The organism is Cellulomonas fimi (assembly GCF_012952065.1).
GTDB lineage: Bacteria > Actinomycetota > Actinomycetes > Actinomycetales > Cellulomonadaceae > Pengzhenrongella > Pengzhenrongella fimi_A.
This window is the reverse complement of sequence record NZ_JABCJJ010000070.1, coordinates 1-1,521: the sequence shown is the minus strand read 5'-3', so window position 1 is coordinate 1,521 and position 1,521 is coordinate 1. Positions and strand designations below refer to the sequence as shown.

General features: G+C 66.1%; 1 protein-coding gene. It reads left to right on the top strand.

Annotated elements, in window-relative coordinates; genetic code table 11:
* Positions 1-652 precede the first annotated feature (652 nt).
* Positions 653-1,459 carry a hypothetical protein gene (locus HIR71_RS16220; RefSeq protein WP_211374330.1) on the top strand — a complete coding sequence of 269 codons (807 nt, stop codon included), beginning with the start codon at positions 653-655 and terminating at the stop codon, positions 1,457-1,459.
* The last annotated feature ends 62 nt before the right edge of the window (positions 1,460-1,521 follow it).

Below are 1,521 nucleotides of genomic sequence, written 5' to 3'. Positions count from 1 at the left end.
GTGATCACCACGGCGTCACCATGAGGACCAAGGCCCCGCCGGAAACCTCCGGCGGGGCCCCCCTTTCACCTCCGCACGTCTGCACCGATCACGACGCCCTCGTCATCACCCGACGCGACCGGCAACAGCTCGAGGTCAAGGGGCAGCCGTGCGGGCAAGGCGGTTGCGGTGCGCGGCTCTCGCCTCACAGACTGGGTGCGGCCCCGCCGCTGCAACGACGGAGCCGCACCCAGATCTAGTAGGGCTCGAGCGTGATGGAGACTGAGCCACGAGACCATGTGACAGTCAGTCGAAATCCGCGCTTCACGAGCATCACCTCCTTCTCTGGGGTTCTCTCACCCGTCAGGGCCGGGCCGGGCGGCCCGGCCCTGACTTCGTCCATGATCCTCGGGGGGTCTGGGCAGCGCCAACACCGGTTCAGAGCCGTTTGAACGGGCCTAGCGCCCCGGTACGGCGGTGCAGTACACCCAACGGAGCGGCTAGCGTTGACGCCGCGAGCGGCCGCGACGTACCATTTGAGCGGATCAATTCGGCCAGCTGAAGTGCGGTGACGCTTAAAGGCCATGACTCCTAGATCGCACTACTCCGCTACTGCAGCGGACGCCGCTCAGATGGTCAGTGAGTTTCGGAGGGCTCCGTGGGATCTGTGACCGTGACGGCCAAGAAGCTGCTTGCCGAGGCAGTCAAGACCTCGGGTCGCCGTTCGACGGTTCAGCTGGCGGAGGAGTACGCGAGGGCGCAGAAGGTCGGCCAGGCGTCGACCCCGCTCTCGGAGCTCTTCGCGCTGGGCGAGGTGCCGATGAAGCTCTACCTCACCCTCGTGATGCTGACTCGTAAGGCCCCGCACGAACTCTTCCGTGCCAGGCCGGATCACTACTGGGCCGAGATGTTCGGTTACGAGGAACTCAACGACGCCGCACCGGAACCCGGCGCTGGCACTCGACGCATTAGGAGGGCGTTCAGGGCACTCAGCAGCGCCGGCCCCGCCGGAGAGAGCATGGTGAGCCGGACACCGGAGCCGGGCCACGGAGCCCGGATCGCAGTGCCCATCCACCCTCCGGAGCCATCCAGGGCGCCGTACATCACGATCCCCCTGGAGCTATGGTCCCGGGGCTGGATCAACGTGCTGTCGGCTCGCGCGCTTTTTGTCTACCTGTGTCTACGGCTCGTGCTCGCAGGCAAGCCAGACAGCGAGGGTGCCCACGTCTCCAGCTGGGACAGGGAGAAGTTCTGCATCAAGGACGACACCTGGCAGCGCGGCTTCAAGGAGCTGGAGGGCCTTGGCCTTGCGCGGGGTGCGAAGGAGGATGGGGTGCCAGGCGATCGTTGGTCCACGGACCTGCACCGGCGGAAGGTCTACTACCTCAACAACACGTTCCTCGCGGAGACCAATGCGGCTCTTCGCAGTTGGGGGTGTAGTCCGGCGGTGAGGGTGTGCGGCGCGTCGCGGGGCGGGTAGAGGTCGAGGCCTTCCGATGATGGGAGTTCTCACACTGCCCATCGGGAAGACCTCGACGTGCT